At 63.2% G+C, this 15,318-nt stretch carries 13 protein-coding genes; 1 reads left to right on the top strand and 12 read right to left on the bottom strand.

The features are described 5' to 3' along the window. Positions 1-7: 7 nt before the first annotated feature. The 6 genes from ON40_RS46825 to ON40_RS53660 form a co-directional block, all read right to left on the bottom strand. Positions 8-361 carry a hypothetical protein gene (locus ON40_RS46825; RefSeq protein ID WP_040832489.1) on the bottom strand — a complete coding sequence of 118 codons (354 nt, stop codon included), beginning with the start codon at positions 359-361 and terminating at the stop codon, positions 8-10. A gap of 9 nt (positions 362-370) precedes the next feature. Then, positions 371-1,090, bottom strand: coding sequence for a hypothetical protein (locus ON40_RS46820; RefSeq protein ID WP_063713249.1), 720 nt, complete (start codon positions 1,088-1,090; stop codon positions 371-373). Continuing rightward, entirely contained in the window at positions 1,087-1,434 is a 348-nt protein-coding gene (locus tag ON40_RS46815; protein ID WP_051194628.1) for a YbaB/EbfC family nucleoid-associated protein, read from the bottom strand. Before ON40_RS46815 ends, ON40_RS46820 begins: the two co-directional genes overlap by 4 nt. Then, positions 1,431-2,918: a PPE domain-containing protein gene (locus ON40_RS46810; protein ID WP_040832488.1), complete on the bottom strand. Its 1,488-nt coding sequence runs from the start codon at positions 2,916-2,918 to the stop codon at positions 1,431-1,433. Before ON40_RS46810 ends, ON40_RS46815 begins: the two co-directional genes overlap by 4 nt. Positions 2,919-2,947: 29 nt before the next feature. Then, a complete protein-coding gene (locus ON40_RS46805; RefSeq protein ID WP_040832487.1) occupies positions 2,948-4,657 on the bottom strand; it encodes a hypothetical protein in 1,710 nt (569 codons plus the stop codon). 783 nt (positions 4,658-5,440) lie between these two features. Then, on the bottom strand, positions 5,441-6,223 hold the full coding sequence (locus ON40_RS53660) for a C40 family peptidase (RefSeq protein WP_169542028.1): 783 nt from the start codon (positions 6,221-6,223) through the stop codon (positions 5,441-5,443). 88 nt (positions 6,224-6,311) lie between these two features. Here ON40_RS53660 and ON40_RS53655 point away from each other — a divergent pair, with 88 nt between their 5' ends. Further along, positions 6,312-6,818, top strand: coding sequence for a hypothetical protein (locus ON40_RS53655; protein WP_169542027.1), 507 nt, complete (start codon positions 6,312-6,314; stop codon positions 6,816-6,818). 175 nt (positions 6,819-6,993) lie between these two features. Here the strand turns inward: ON40_RS53655 and ON40_RS46785 are convergent, their stop codons facing one another. The 6 genes from ON40_RS46785 to ON40_RS46760 form a co-directional block, all read right to left on the bottom strand. Further along, the gene (locus ON40_RS46785; protein WP_040832484.1) at positions 6,994-7,890 is read right to left on the bottom strand and encodes an NlpC/P60 family protein; all 897 of its coding nucleotides are present in this window, start codon (positions 7,888-7,890) and stop codon (positions 6,994-6,996) included. A gap of 90 nt (positions 7,891-7,980) precedes the next feature. After that, a complete protein-coding gene (locus tag ON40_RS46780) occupies positions 7,981-10,692 on the bottom strand; it encodes a 6TM ABC transporter family protein (protein ID WP_157186836.1) in 2,712 nt (903 codons plus the stop codon). 161 nt (positions 10,693-10,853) lie between these two features. Further along, entirely contained in the window at positions 10,854-13,388 is a 2,535-nt protein-coding gene (locus ON40_RS46775) for an ATP-binding protein (protein ID WP_040832482.1), read from the bottom strand. Further along, the gene (locus ON40_RS46770; RefSeq protein WP_174435131.1) at positions 13,388-13,870 is read right to left on the bottom strand and encodes a hypothetical protein; all 483 of its coding nucleotides are present in this window, start codon (positions 13,868-13,870) and stop codon (positions 13,388-13,390) included. The genes ON40_RS46775 and ON40_RS46770 overlap by 1 nt, the downstream gene beginning before the upstream one ends. A gap of 14 nt (positions 13,871-13,884) precedes the next feature. Next, positions 13,885-14,148: a hypothetical protein gene (locus ON40_RS46765; RefSeq protein WP_040832481.1), complete on the bottom strand. Its 264-nt coding sequence runs from the start codon at positions 14,146-14,148 to the stop codon at positions 13,885-13,887. An 18-nt stretch (positions 14,149-14,166) separates the two neighbouring features. Next, a complete protein-coding gene (locus tag ON40_RS46760; protein WP_040832480.1) occupies positions 14,167-15,219 on the bottom strand; it encodes a conjugal transfer protein in 1,053 nt (350 codons plus the stop codon). Between the last annotated feature and the right edge of the window lie 99 nt (positions 15,220-15,318).

Genomic DNA, 15,318 nt, shown 5'->3' with positions numbered 1-15,318 from the left:
TCGCGGTTCAGGAAGCAGTGCCGAATTCGGCGGCTTCCATTGCGCGGTAGGCGGATTCGGTGGGCAGATCGAACGAGTCGATGGTGTACGGACGGGTGCCGTTGAACTCCATCTCCGCCCGCAGGCCCACCCGCGATTTCTGGTGTGCCAGCCGGGCGAGCCGGACGATCTCCGCGGCCAACCAGGCATCCCCGTTGTCGCGAGCGTCGTCGGTGATGTGCAACCCGACGATCTCGCCGTCCCGCCCGCAGGCGACGCCGACACTGTGGTCGGGATTGAACACCTCGTAGGTCATGGTTCGCCAGTTGGGCGCCGCATCTCCGACGTCGTCGGCTTGGTCCAGGGCAGGGGTTTCGGTCATCGACTACTCCTAAAAACGTACGGCGGGATCGGATTCCATCCCGAAGCCGGGATCCGCTGACGCGCTCGGCACGGGGCCCGTCAACTGCTCCTGGAGAGCGGCCCAGGCATCGTCGTCGATGGTCATGACCTGACGTAGCTGCCAGAACCGTGCCCCCAGGTACATCTCGCCCGATCTGGCGGGCGAGATGTCCAGGTGATCGGGCCCGTCGGTCGCGGCATTGAGTGTGACCGTGGTGATCGGCGGGTTCTTGTCGTCGACCTGGATGATCGTCGCGCCGCTGCCGGGAATGAAGCTCTGCCGAAAGCGCGGACCGGCCTTGAGCGCCACCGTGGCACTGTTGGTCGTGAGTGTGACCTCCGGATTCAGCAACAGCTGCATCGCCCACGAGCGGGCCACGGTCTCCGGCCGGTCACCGTTGATCGAAATGGTCAGCGAGGACGACAGATCCACGACGAGTACCGCCTCCGTGGTGGTGACTCCGGCGATGACCAGCCGTTTCGACGTACCGACGGGAACGGGTAGGTCGTCGGCGGCGAGTGTCGTCACATCCGAGCCGCGACCGGCGCCGGTCGCGGGATGGGCCGCGACCAATCCCGTGGCGACCTCGACGGTGTAGGCCGCGATCGGGCCCGTGCGGTGATCCGCGACCCCGGCCAGCCGGACCAACCCCTCTTCGTGCAACCACCGCACGGTGTCCGCGACGGTCACGCTGCCCGGCTCGGTCACAAGACGAGCTCCGCATCGGATTCCGCGTCCGAGTCGCTGCCCTCGCCCCACGGATCCCGATCCATGAGCTGCTCGTACTGGCGGGCGGCATCGGCGGTGCTGTCCCGGATCGCCGCCATGATCTCGGTGATCAGTTCGCCGCACTCGAGCCGATCGACGGTGCCCGGCACCAGATACAGCGACGTCAACCGGCCCATCGCATCGACCTCCGGGATGACCGCGCCGCTGGGTGAGGGGCGGCGCGCGGCGATGCCGTCGATCCGCTCGCGCAGATCGGCGATCTTGTGCCGCAGTTCGCGCGCAGCGTCGAGTGCCGCCTGCACATCGGGGTGGATATCGCTCATGCTGTACCTCCGGATTGGCTCGGGGCCTGAGAGTTCGACGGTGTCGGTGGTGTCACGGACGGTGCGATCGTCGGCTTCTCGCCGATCACCTGTTCGGTGTGCGGAGTGTCGTCGACGTACATCAGCCGATCGGGATGCCACGCCACCACGCGGTTGCGGTCCTGGTTGCCGCCGGCCCCGTTCATTCCCGGCGCCATCGGCATGTACGGCATGTACGGCGAGCTGCCGCCCGCGGCCCGGCCCGCCGCGGCCGACGCCGTGTCCAGGGCTTCGATCACCGGCGCGCGGGCCGCGGTCGGCGAACTGGTGAGGCGAGCAGCGGAGGCCACCATCGGCATCGAGGCCACCTGGAAGGGGTTGGCCCCGGAATTCACCCCGTTCACCGCATCGGCGACATCGCCGATCGGCATACTGCCATCGCCGCCCCCGAGACCACCGTAGTCACCGGCGTAGTCGGCGAGATCCCCGATCGAATCCTGACCGGCGTTCTGGTTCATCCCGTTCATGCCGTTGGACATCATCGAGCTCATCATCGTCGGCAGCAGGCTCGCCAAGGTGCTCATCATCTGGCTGCTGTCGCTCGAGCTGCTGTTGGAACTGCTGTCGCCCGAGCTACTGTCGTTCGAGCTGCTGCTCGAATTATTCTGCGTGCCCTTGGAATTGACGGCTGTCGAATATCCCGCGATGGCCTCGGCGGATCGGGCGTTCTGCTCCTGCGTCTTGGCCAGCGCATCCGCCACACCGGCTTCGTTCTTCGATCGCATCGCGGCCAGCAACTCCTTGCGGGCGGCGATGATCTCTTCGGGTGTGGGGTGTTTGGCCTTGGCGGTATCGAAAGCCGAAGTGTAGGTGTCGATCCCGTCAGCCAGCTGGTTCAGGGAGGTACCGAGCTGGTCCAACCAGGTGCGATGTTGGTTCAGCTGAGCCGCCGCCTCCGTACCGACGGGGGTCCAGTTCTGCAACGCCTGGGCAGCCTGATTCACCCCTTCGACCGCCATGCGATGCGAGCTGTCGAGGTAACTGCGAATGTTCCCGGCGAATGCGGCCGCGGGGCCGGTACCGGGACCGGACCGCAGTTGAGTCGCGAACGTCAGCGGGTCGATTTCGACGCCGGGGGTCGGCAGGTTGAATGTCGGCGACCGACGGGCGGTGGGGACCACCGGTTCGGCGACCGGATTGGTGAGCACGTCGCGACCGCTGCCCCCGACCATCCGCGCACCCGTATCGTCGGCTCGGGTGTAATCGGCAGCCGCGGAACCGGTCTTGTGCGCATGCTGATGCACCAGGTGCAGAACACCCTGCGTGCCGTTGAGCAGGTTGGCGGCCTGCGTGTTCGCGCCCGGCACGAAGCCACCGGAGATGTGGTCACTGCCCGCGGGCAGCACCCATCCCGCCGGCAACCCCTGCCCGGTGGTCTGCGCCAGATCGGCGAGATTCGAAGCCACCGTGACGAGCTCCGACGGGTCGACATTCAACGACTCCACGCCTGCCTCCTCTCACCCTCGACTCACCATCAGCTGCCCGGCGCAGCGGCGTGCTGTAGCGACTGCCCTCCGGTCGGGTCGCCGACCGTCGGGACCGCATGCGTCGCGGCCGCGTCGTTCGATGCGCTCGCCTCGATCCCGTGTGGATGGGCGAATCCGGAGAAGTTGCCGAAGTCGCCCGACTTTCCGGAAATCTGAGGCGTGAAATCCTTCTGCTGGCCGTCGACGATGATCTGCAGGCTGCCGTCCTGACCGGAATCGGCACTCGGGCCCGAACCGCCGCCCTGAGCGGGTCCGGCGCCCTGGGCCGAACTCCACACGATCACGATCGCGGTGTGGTTGCCGTCCCAGGTGGCGACGTCGCCGGTCATCAGCTGGCTCGGATCGACGCGATCGCCGATCTGCTTGCTGTCGGTCCACTTCGCGGGCGTGTTCGCACCCTGCGCGTAAGCGGCCTGCGCGTCGGTACCGGCCTGATTCGCGAACGCCGCATCCAGTGCGCTCGCGACCACCGGGGAGACCTTCTGCACGCGACCGTCCGGGAATGTGTAGTCCACGAGGCCGTCGGCGCCCGGTACCCGAGCGGGAGGCCCGGCAGGCGGAGCGGTGGTTCCCGGACCGTTCGGAGCGCTCTGCGCGGGAGCCTGGGCGGGAGCCGCCGGGGCTGCCTGGGTCGGCGGCGTCGTGGGGGGCGTGCCGGGAGCCTGCTGGTAGCCGGGTGGATACGGCTGATTGAGCTGATTGTTCGGGTTCTGATCGGACTGGTTCCGCATCATCGCCTGCATCTGCATCATCTCCATCATCGGACCGAGCATGCTCGACATGTCGGAAAGTCCGGAGGAGCCGGAGGTATCGGACGCAGGCGTGGCCGACGAACCGGTGTTGCCGCCGGTCCCGGATGTGCTCGGGTCGGTCGAAGAGGAAGACGACGGGTCGGTGGAACCGGTGGCGCCGCTGACGTCACTCGAGCCGCTGGCCCCACCCAGATCCGGTGGATTCCAGCTGATATCGGAGGACCCGCTGGCGCCGGACCCGACGGCCCCGGACGCGCCGGTGTTGTTACCCAGAGCCCCGGGGTCGTAGCTGCCGGATGCACCGCCCGACCCGCTCGCCCCGCCCTTCTGCGCGTCGAGTTCCTTCTGTAGTTTGTCGACCTGATTCTTGAGGTCGACTTTATCCTTCTCGTCCTGCTTGACCTGATCGGTCAGTTTCTTCACTTCACTACTGGAGCCATCCTGACCACCTTGAGCCTTGTTGACAGCCGCCTCTGCGTCGGTGAAGGCCGCGTTCATATTCGTATAGAGAAAGTCGTTCTCACTCATTCCCGAAGGTGGAATCTTCGGTGCGACTGAATTCACCTCGTCGATCAAGAGGTTGATGGCCTGCATGCCCTCCCGCGAGGCGGTGCCAGCGTCCTTGACCGCTGAAACCAAGGCTTTATCGGCGTCCTGGAGATCCAGGATCGTTTGATTGAGAGTGTCCGCGACATCGGCATAGTTCGAAAACCCCTGGGAGCTTCCCTTGCCGCTGTTCACCAATGTCTTGACCGAGTCCGGGAGCTGCGGAGCGTCTTTGACAGTGGGCGGCTTCACCTTGTCGGGATCACCGAAACTATCGAAACTCTTCTTACAGAAGTCGACAACCTTTTGAGAGAACTTCAAAGTGTAGGGATAGTAATCATATTCGTGCGGATAATCGGGATCATCCATGTCGGGAATCCGCATATGATGCATCTCCATGGATCCCCTCCTCAGGTTGCAGCCGTCGGCTTGAGGATTCTCGTCGGGAGACTCGTGTAGGTCTTACTTTGCGGCGAGGCCGAGGCGGCGAGGCCGGCACCTCCGCCCACACCTAGGGCAGTGGACAGGTGGGTATCACCCACAAGTGAGGTTCGCGCGGCATTTGTCAGGGCGGTGCGAGTAGCTGCTGTCGTAATCAGTCTCTGCCCGATTCTCGATCCGACACCACGCACCAGCAGAGCCTCGACACCGCGCCCTGCCACCCCTCCACCGATCCCCGCAGCGGCACCGAGAAGACCCGCGGTAACCCCACTCGAGACGCTGCCGGTCTCGAGCCCGGTGAGCACCCCGCTCCCCACCCCTCCCACCCCAGCGCCGATCGCCGCGGCCGCGATGCCCCCGAGACCGCCGGTTGCGACCGTCGCCCCAACCGCAGCCGCACCGATAAGCACGTCCTGGACGTTGATGCCACCGATCAGCTTGGTTTGCAGTGTCTTACTGACCCAGCCCCACATAACAGATCACCTACCTGAAGCGAAGGCGCGGATCGATATCCGTCCGACCAATTTGTGTACAGCTACGTCATGCCGACCGACACGGGTGTTGCCGCTTCCGCGGAACTCGTGCAACACCACGGTCAGGTCCACCTCTCGATTCAGCTGCTTCGTCATCCGGCGAGAGCGTCTCGAGTGCGATCCGAACCGCGCCCGGCGTTCTCCAAACGATGTGTTCATTGTCGAGGATTCCCAACGATGGGAACCTCGGCGGCAACCCGTAGCCGAGTCATGTCCACCGGCTGGCAGCGAAGCTGTTGGGCAGATTCACCACGCGGACCGTCGCACCCGTGTGCGGCGCCTCGATGCATTGCCCATTGCCGATATACATCATCACGTGCCCGGGGCTGCCGTTGTTGAACTCGGCCGCCGGGAAGATCAGGTCACCGGGCTGGATATCTGCCGAGTTGACCTTGGGCAGCTGCTGGTATTGCTGTGCGGCCGTGCGGGGAATCTGTGCCCCGGCGGAAGCAGCCGCGTACTGGGTCAGACCGGAGCAGTCGAATGCGTACGGACCCTCGGCGCCGTATACGTAGGGTTTCCCCTGTTCCGACAGCGCGACGGAAATTGCTTTCTGCGCGGCGGACGAAGAGCCGGTGCTGGCCCCGGATATGCCCTCGGCGGCGGGATAGTCCACGCCGACGAGATTGTAGAGGAACTGGTCGGTGAGCCGGTTGATCTCGACGGCGACCGCATTGGCGTTGACGTTGCTGTTGCCGACGATCTTCAAAGCATTCGTCAAGGCCGAGACGAGGATCTGGTGGACCTTTACTTCGCCGTCCCTGGTGTACGCGGCGGAGCCGAGTTGGGCCAACTGACTGTTGGTGTTGTCGATGACTTGACTGAGGGCATCTCGATCGACGGACTGGTTTCCGGCGAGGTACTGGAGAAAGGAGGCGAGTTCGGTGTCGAGATTGTTGTAGGCGGTACCGGCGTGCTGCTGATACTCCTGCGTAGCCTTCAGCGCCGACATTCCCGACCCGCTACCGCTGGTATCGACCTGGTTCTGCACGGACCCGGTCGAGGGGCTGCTCGTACTGCCGTCGCCGTAGACACCGTCGAGCTGGTTCAACGCATCCTGAGCATCCGAGGACGCGCCGGTGCTACCGGTTCCGTTCGTCGTTCCGCTGCTACTCGTTCCGCCGCTACCGCTTCCGCTACCGCTTCCGCTGCCGCTGCCACCGGATCCGCCGAGCCCGCTGAGCGCCGACGCGAGCATGGGCAACACGCTCGCGGCCATCATCGCGGCCGGCGCCAACTGCGTGAGGGGGTCCGAATTACCGGCCGAAGGGTTGGTGTTGCTGTGTTGCGCAGCACGGGACTGCGCCCACTGCGACGGCATGCTTCCGGCCGTCCCCGGCTGCGCAGCGCCCTGCCCGGCGGAGGCAGCGGACGGTGTGGCGGCCTTAGCCCCCGTGCCGGAGGTCGCAGGCGGTGACGCACTCGCGTTGGTGATGGGTGCGCTCGTGGCAGCAGCACTGGATCCCGGAGTCACCGCGTTCTGCGCCGGGTTCGCGGACACACCATTCTGGCCCGGTGTCGCGGCCTGCATGTTCGAACCCGTGTTCGCCGCTGGGGTCAGGTCCGAACTCACCGGCTGCACTTGACCATTGCCACCCGAGGGCACCACCCCCGGCTGCTGCTGACCATCCGTTGCGGGCCGTGCCCGCTGCTGTCCCGGCCTCGTCCACGGCGTCGCCGCAACCGCAGCCGGATCACCCGCGGCTTGGTCCTGGCCGGTCCCGGGTTCGGAAACCGTTGTCGGCGACGCCTCGGCGCTGGTCACGAACTCCCCTTCAGAACCCGCTTCACCCGCACGTCGGACGCGGCCGGAATCGCCTCCTGCACAACCTGACCCGAACCGGGATCACTCGTCACCATCTGCGTCGTGTCCACCGCGATCCCCATTCGAGTCGGCGAATAGTCGTGATAGTCCCAGAACACCAAGTCTCCCGGCGACACCGCGGACCGATCGACCCGCTGTCCGCAACGGCTCTGTGCGGCAATGGTATTCGGCAGCGCAACCTGCAGTGAGGCGGTATTCGTCAGCTGGTTGCACGCCCCCTGCGCCGAGGTGCTCGACGATGCGGCGACGCCCGGCGGCAACGGCTGAGCCGTTGCTCCCACCCCGGCGATGCCCACCGCACAACTGCCGGTACCGGACGCGCCGGACGCCAGATATATCAACGACTGGGCCGACTGCGCGAACGTCTCGGCGCTGCCGGGCCCGGGCGCGGGCTGCGCCGCTGCCAGCGCCAACTTCCGCGCACATGCGGCTGTCGGCCCATAATTCGCGGTGAGCAGCGGCGGCAGCTGATAGGGCGCCGACGGCATCGCACTGACGCAGGCGCGCTGCCAGTCGGTGACGTCCGACTCGTCGGGCGCGACAGTCAGACTCGCATAAGGATTCGTCGTCGGCACCTCCGACGGCGACAACGTTTCGCGGGCAGCATTTTCGGCGGTCGTGGGCATGAAGGTTTCGGTAGCGGACGGGTCCGGGCCCACCGCACTGTCGCATTGGTAGTACAGATCGGCCGAAGAAGCCGATGTCGCACTCCCGACCATCAGCACCACCCAGATCAATGTGGCTACGAGAGCCGCCACGGCTATCACAACGACTATGCCGATCAGCACCCCGCTCGGGAGCATGAGCGCGAGGAACAGGAGCTGCCCGAACATAGGACGCCGACGGAGGGGGCCGCTGGTAAGTAAACGACCGAAAAGAAGGTTGCGAAGCATTGGAAGCATTGCGGCATCCTCACCTCAGCGTCACGGAATCTGCCCCAGTCGGCGCCCCAACGGGTCAAAGCTCGCATGCCAGCGAACTGGATCGCTGGAACCGCCCCAACCAGGTGGGTTCATCGCGTTTGTTCCAGACCTGGAAGAACCTGAAGCAAATCGGTCGGTCGTCTGTGCAGCATTGACTGTGGCTCGAAGCCGCCTGATCCAATCCGGGTTTCCAGGATCCAGCCGGAAACTATGGTATGCGCTATCTATCGCCTGGAATTGATAGTCGCCGATAGCGTCCAGCATGCGATCCGCATGCTCCCTGAGGAACCTAGTACGATCCTCCTCCGGGATAGGAGACCCATTCAAGTCGGGTATCCGCATGTTATTCAGCCACTTTTTTGCCTCATAGAGTTGGGCATCCTTATGACTCGGATTTGCAGTATCCGGCAAATGAGAACCGCCGGGATTGGTTACCAGATCGCCGACATCAGGCAACCGGAAATTGCCTTCGGAGAATTCTTGCAAGGCTTTAATTTTCGCCAGTGTCGGGTTCGACACGTAGTCGACCACATATTCTGATTCACCTCCGAAATCTTCACCTTGAACCGTGTTGGCTCGACTTCCCAACTCGTCCAGATTGACATGCTTCGACGCTTCCCCGCGATACACTTCCAGCGTCCGATGCAGTGTTCCCACGTCGGCCATCACGTCTTCCATCGTGACACCGCCTTGGTTTTGCGAAAAGTCATACATCCTGTTCCTCAGCTGCAGGGTCGCAGCTGCAAGATTACCCATGAGTGGACTCTTGAAGGTGGAACCGCGAGATCTATCCACCATCAAGCCCCAGGACTCTTGCGCCCTTTCGACAAGTCCTCTGTCAGTGAATCCTGCCGTTTCCATCACGCCAACTATATCTCGGAACACCACGCCACGATTCAACAAAGTTCCCATAGCCGCCGTCGTACCTTCTGGAGTGTTGACTCCCCCATGACGCATCGCGGCCGCCAACGCCATATCTCTCATGCTACGTCGGTCGATTTGCTGCTGTCGTTGAGCCAAGGGCCAGTCTTCGTGCGCCTGATTCTCAATTCCGTGCAACTGGGAGGTCAGCCAGAGCGGATTCGCCCCAACCTCCCGGCTGTGCCTCTGAGCGATCGGCCAGAGGCCGTCCGCCTGATTCTCCAATCCGTGCATCTGAGCGATCGGCCAGAGCGGATTCGCCCCAATCTCCCGGCTGTGCCTCTGAGCGATCGCCCAGAGCGGGTCCGCCGAATTTTCCCAGCCGGCTATAAGTGCATCCCGCTCTATTCCCGAGTGGCGGTTCAACGGGTTGCGCCTGCCCCTGGTCAGCCATGTGGCCAACGGCGAAGCGCTGAGTGCGGACACAGCCATGATTCCCTGCATTCCAACCGTGGACATCAGCATCTTGTGACTGGCTGCCGCCATTTCACCACCTAAACCCGATGACCCTCCGCCACCTCCTCCTCCACCACCAGCCACTCCGTAGGCTGGTATACCACCGTGAACCGATGCCGATATCTTGCCGGCGATCGCTGCACCACCCCGGGTGACGCTCTCGCTGATCCGTTTGAACTGGGCCATCATGATAATCATGACGATCCCACTGAGCACGATAACCGTCACAACTTGGCCGTCGGCCTGTTCGAAGAGATCACCCAGAAACAGCAGGTAGACAGCGACGAAAACAATCTCCACGATCATGCGCCAAGCAGCAATGAAGCCGTGCACGATATTGGAGATCGTGAAGTTTTGCGTCGGACCGTATATGTACCCACCGGCGGCAAGTCCAAAAATTGCCAGAAATCCGTGGTATATCGCATCCAGAATCGACATCATGATCTTTACGGATATCCTGAAAATGACAATACCCTGAACGCCCCCCAAGACGCACAGCAGCAGTAAGATCCCGAACTGCGACCAGCCCGGTTTGTTGGCTGCCGAATATGCAGCGGTATCGCCGCAGTTCTTCAGCCCGTTCTTCACCTGATCTTCGCTACCCGCCATAATGCCCGCCGACCACGCATTCTTGCATGCCGGCCGCACATCGACCACGTGTCCGAAATTCGCCACCTGCAGAGGTTTACGAACCAAATTGTCCGTCAGAATTCCCTGCATGGAATCTACCAGGGTTGTCGAATCTCGGGTGCCTTCCCCGTTCAACCCGGCAGCCACCGCGACACCGACGTCACGCCCCTGCGCCAGTATTCCGTCCGAGGAGAGCACCTCGGCGAGCGGGTCAGCCAAGAATACCGGGCTCAATATCGCGATGACAACCATCGTCACTATTTGCATGGCAGCCTTGGAGATCAGGCCACGCACAATGAAATAAGCAACAAAAAAGGCGCCGATCGTGACAGCCACCACAAATACGAGCGGCGTCGCTATCTGTCCGGTAAAGGTCCTCGCTGTCGCCCGCAACGGAGTGGCGATGAAATTCATCCACCCGAAACTCATCACTTTGTCGAACGAGAAGATCCAGAAATCACCGAAGAAAAGGTAGCCTTCTGCCACCATGCTCAGTGCCGCCCACAGAATCGTGTAGCCAGGATGGAAGATATCGCCGTGATTGATGACCATCATGTATCGCGACAGCGGGACGCCCGACGAATCCCTGACCCCCGACCATCCGGCATCGACGCTCGATGACGCAGTGCTCGGATCTACGAGTGCATTGGCGATTCCGCCCACCACTCCCGGGAAGACGAAAAGAACCAGGAAGATGCCGACCACCCAGGCCGTCCACCTCCGCCGCCGACTCGCCCTGATCCAGCTACGGAATCGCCGGTACACCGCGGATAGCTTCCAGCGGTCCGAATTCCAGAATTCCATGTCCCACAACGACCGAGGCCATCGATCAACTCTCAGGCGAACCCATCGGTCATCAGGGGTACTCATCTGGCTACCTGTCTCTCCAATGAGGCCGTGCGACGACTCCCGACAACCGGCGAGGGCGTACTGGTGATCGCCACTGCCCGGTCCTCGCGAGCTGGGCCCAATATCTTGCCGCGACCGATCCGGTTCAGCGCGTCCCGCATGAACATCTCACCTCGACGTGCCTCCGGCACCTGCCGCCCCGGGCCGACCGGCGGTGAGGTTTCCTCCCGCAGCATCGATAGCAGGAAAGACGCCTGTTCCAGGTCGACCCCGAGCCATTCCAGGCTGTTGCGAGCCAAGGTTTCATCGCGCTGCCGGAAGACGAAACGATTGGGGATGAGATTGTGCGCCGCGCCTTGGAAGTCGGTGGCCGGGTCATGAGAGGCCAGTCCGATCGCGGCGAGGTGCTTACGACCATCGCGGCTGAAGTCCGAGGTCACCGACGAACCGACCTGGGTCTGGGTGAAGTGGTGCGCCTCGTCACCCACCAGGAGCCCGAATCTCCCGTTGTCAGTGAGGAATGCCTCCCGTGCGGCCACGCCCACCAACTCGTACAGCGCCGTCCCGAGCCGTTTTGTCAGCGGCAATCGGTTATACAGGTGCGGTGTGACGAGTTCCTCGGCGGTAGGCAGAGCCAGGCCGTGGCTGCGCACCACGGTGGCCGCGGCGTCGAGACGCAGTGTCGGCAGCTTCGGATCGAACAGCACGGGCATCCGGTTCGCGATCGTGCCCAGCCGACCCGCCAGGTCGGCGTAGTCGTCCACATTTCCGGGTTGATCACGCATTGTGGAGACGAGCCGGAACAGGTCGAGCAGACTCTGAATGTGATGCTCGGCAATGGATCTGGGCGTCAGCAGATTGCTGAGGGAGGCGCCGGCGCCGGAAGTCGGCGACAGATCCAGCAGCGGCAGAATCGAATCCAGAGTTCGTTCGCCGGCGACCCGGCCGTCGAACATCCGCAGCGGATCCAGCGACACTGTCGGGTTCGCCAGATCGATGACGACCGCGTTATCGATCGACCTGGCGAAGTGCTCCCATTCTCCGACCTGACTGCGATCGATGGCCAGGAACTGCCCGCCCATATCGTGGACCAGCACCGCCATGAGCTTCAAGAAGTAGGATTTTCCCGAGCCGAGTTCACCGGTCACCGCGAACGATGCGGACAGATCGTGCAGGGCGGCTTCCATGATGCCGAAATGAATCGGTTCGAAGTGGCCGGACATCAGGTTGACACCAATCACCGGTCCGCTGTCGTCTCCGACCTGAGAGGTGTTGAACGGTACGAACCCGGCCCACATGTCCGACGGGAGGATGTGCGCGAAGTCGTCGAATGCCCGCCGCCGCGGGCTACCGGGAATCAGCATCGACCACAGATCGACCTGCGCGCCGGCCGGTGCGGTCATCTCGATCTGAAAGCGCTTGTAACGGCGTTTGAGAGTGTTGACCGCGTCCAAGGTGCTCTCGCGGGTCGGGCCGCCGACCGCGATAACAGTCGTGAACGACACCTCGGACTCGCCGCCGTTCACCTCGAAATGCTCGTTGTACTCACCGAGCATCTGCACCTTGGAGGCCAAGGTGTTCTGCGCGAAGGAGATCTCCTGATCACGCTGATCCATCTGCTCGCCCAGCCTTCGCAGACTCAACTCGTTACCTTTGAGCACCTGATCGGCGGGCTTGGTCGAAACCCGCATCCCCCAGTCGACGGTAACCTCCGGCATACCATCGAGAACATTGAGGAACTCGCTGCCACCGGGAAACCTCATGCCCGAGTACGGAAACGAGTGCGGCGTGAGCATGGCCTGATAGGACGGTAGATAGTCGAATTCCGGCTGCACCACTTTGATCACCGGCACGAACGAGGGTCGCAGCCGCCGGGATCGATCGGTATAAGCGCCCTCGTCGAGCGCCGCGGATCGAAACACCGCGGCAGTTACATCATCGAGGACTTCCGCTCGTGTGGGCGCGAACGATTCACCGCCCGTGCCTCGATTGAGATAGTGCTCCCACAGCCACTGGAACAAGGCGGCCGGTACCGGTACCGGTTCGAAATCCCCACCGACACGCGACAAGATCTCGTTCGCCGCCTCGGTGTACTTGTCGAGTTCCTCACGCGATACACCGGTGGCATCGATCGTGGTCGTGCTGCCGCGCCACATGCGCGACAACGCGGAAACCCCCGTCGTCGAGGTCGTTCCGACCGGTATCGTCAGCAGGTATACGCGCGTCTGCGGCATGATCGTGCGGATACGATCGTAAGACTCGACGACCTCGGCTGCGTAGTCCTCACATTCATCGAGATCCACCCCCTCGACCATCTTCGTCAATACATCGAGGGTATTGAGCCGCGCCTGAATTCCCAGGAGAAGCGAGCCATTCGGAAGATTGGAGATCAGCGAGTGATGCGCCATCTTCACATCGAATTTGTCGGAGGTGTTGCGCAACCCGTAACCCAGCGGATTGATGAAATAGGTTGCGGTTACCATGCCGGAATGGGTGAACTGCAGATTTCCGCGAATGGCGGCGGTGGGCTGTAGATCACGCTCGAATGCCATCAGTTGCGTCCTCCGGGTTCCGCCACAGCACCGGTGCTGTCCAGGTGGGCAAGCGCGAGTGGCCGTGGCGATGTGCTCAGCGCCTCGCGCGCCGCGCCGCGCGTGCTTGCGGGCAGGATGACAACCACGGATTTCTCGACGAACGTTGCGGTGTCGGTCGACCTGGCATCGATCAGACCACCGGCGGCCGAAACCGGCTTACGAACAAGGATCAACCGCCCCAGCCACAGCACCCTCGACGTCATCCGCACCCCCGTGTACGGCACCAAACCCAGCCCGAACACACTCAACACCGTCAGCGCCAATCCGAACACGAATGTGACCGCCACATTGATCGGAAAGGTCATCGCGCACACCGAAGTGATCACCAGCAGGGTCGCCCCACCGGCGATCTGGGGCAGCGTATAGGGCCCGAACGGCAGCTTCTGCCCGTTCTGCGCCTTGCCGATCATGGTGGGGACACGCTTGATCGGCGTGAACACCTTGATCGGAGTGGTCACTGATAGCTCCCGATCGGGTGGTCGGGAACGATCGAGTTCGAATCGACACGGGCATAGTTCACCAGCGTGGGCAGCAGCCAGAACAGCACCGCCGCCAGGAGCGCCGATCCCGTGACGGTGATGATCCGTGAGGGCGAGAGCTTGGATTTCGCGGCCTCGGAAATGAGAATGCACATCCCGACGATCGCTATCAGGATGATCCCGCCCCAGCGAACCCATTGCAGGATATAGACCAAGATAGTGCTCAGTTGACTACCCATGAGACTGTCCTTTCCGGATCAGTTCTGTGTCGCCGGTGGAATTTGCACGGCGCTGGAAGGCGTGGTTGTGGTCGCGCTCGACGACGGGGAACTCTGTGGCTGTGGGCCCTGAGTGGCCTGACCGACCACCACCGACAGCGGATTACGCAGTGGCGGAAGCGGATCGATCCGCTGCACCTGCCACTGCCCCGCGCTCAGGATCATTGTCAGGGGGTAGGCCAGCGTCGGCGACACTCCATCGGCCGCCTTCGGATTGACCGTGGCCAGGATCCGGGCCGTCGTCGCGCCGTCGGCGCCGCAGCCCGAGCTCTCGGCGGCGACCATGACCGTATCGACCGAGACGAACGGTGGCGGTGTGGGCGCGGCTATTCCCGAATTCGGCACCGTGTACCGGGACAGATCACCGGTTCCGGTCAAGTACGCGGTCAGGAACCCCGAGACAACCTGTCCGAACGGGGTATCCGCGCTACACGAGTTCTCATTCGCCAGTGCCAGGTCCGAGCCTCGCCCCGGAGCTTCGACGGCTGCGGGCACTGTGAGCGCGCGTACTCGCCCGGCGGAAACCGACACCGCGACCCGGTAGTACTGCCGCGCGGAACCAGCCGACGCCGAGGTGTTGCTCGCGGTGCCAGTATTCGACGCGGCGCTGGTGGTCGTCGAACTACTGCTGGTGCTGGCCGGCGCGCTGGTTCCGGCCCCTTTTCCCACCCGCGCGGAGATCGTCACGGTCCACACGTCGAGCTGGGCATTCGTAATCTCCCGCTCGGCGAATACGACGGCCGCGTCGGATACCTGACGTCCGGCCGACGGCAGTGTGACCTGCTGACCGGCGCTGACATATTCGGCGATCTTGTCCTGCTGATTCGCCGACGCGCCCAGATACGTCACCACGAAATCGCGGGCAAATGATTCCGCCAGCTGCGATCTTCCGATGATCCTCGTGGTCGTGTCGTCCGAGGGGCCGCGCGGCGGAGTGGAGAACCAGCCGAGGATCGTGCGTCCGCCGCCGAGGACGGCCAGGACAGCCAGGACAGCGACCACCACGTTGTCGCGGCGGCGGCGTGCGGCCATTCGGCGAAGTAACTCATCGCCCGAATCTGCCGATCTGCCAACAACTGTCCGCACTCTCGAAATGGTAGATAGCCTGGCCGTTCACTACCGGACGACTGT

It is taken from the genome of Nocardia jiangxiensis NBRC 101359, from assembly GCF_000308615.1.
Lineage (GTDB): Bacteria > Actinomycetota > Actinomycetes > Mycobacteriales > Mycobacteriaceae > Nocardia > Nocardia jiangxiensis.
The sequence above is the reverse complement of the archived record's forward strand: the minus strand, read 5'-3'. Positions and strand labels throughout refer to the sequence as shown.